1 protein-coding gene is annotated in these 476 nt (G+C 68.3%); it reads left to right on the plus strand.

All coding sequences use genetic code 11. From position 1 onward, the window contains the following. Positions 1–108 precede the first annotated feature (108 nt). The coding region (locus L6762_RS11875) for a GNAT family N-acetyltransferase (protein WP_237187492.1) at positions 109–476 on the plus strand (368 nt) is incomplete at its 3' end.

Here is a 476-nt window from a genome sequence, read left to right on the forward strand (position 1 = left end):
GGCAGGGCTATGCGCTGGAACCCCTGGTCGAGGCGCTGGCTGCCTGCATCGAGCGGGGCGTGGCGTTGCCCGACGGGCTGCTGGTGGCTGGACTTTGAAGGAGTGGATATGCACCGTTTGCGAGCTGCCGAAACCGGCGATATCGAGGCCATGACCGACCTGTTGCTGCGCCACGGGCCGAATCCCTGGAACCATTTGCCGGAGGAGGGGGTGCGTGCGCATCTGCGAGCCATCGCCGACGGCGAGGTACGTGCCGTCCTGGCCGAGCGCGACGATCGGCTGCTGGGGTTCGCCAGCTTCCGTCGCACCGAGGATTTCGCCCATTACCAGCCGCAGCGTGCCGATGCGCCGCGGGCCTACATCTGCGAGGCGGTAGTGCATCCGGCGGCGGCCGGCCAGGGGCTCGGCAGCGCGTTGCTGGAGGCGGTGCTGGCCCAACTGGCCGACGAAGGCATCGAGGACGTCTATATCGATCG

This window comes from Rothia nasimurium (genome assembly GCF_928381705.1).
Taxonomy (GTDB): domain Bacteria; phylum Actinomycetota; class Actinomycetes; order Actinomycetales; family Micrococcaceae; genus Rothia; species Rothia nasimurium_G.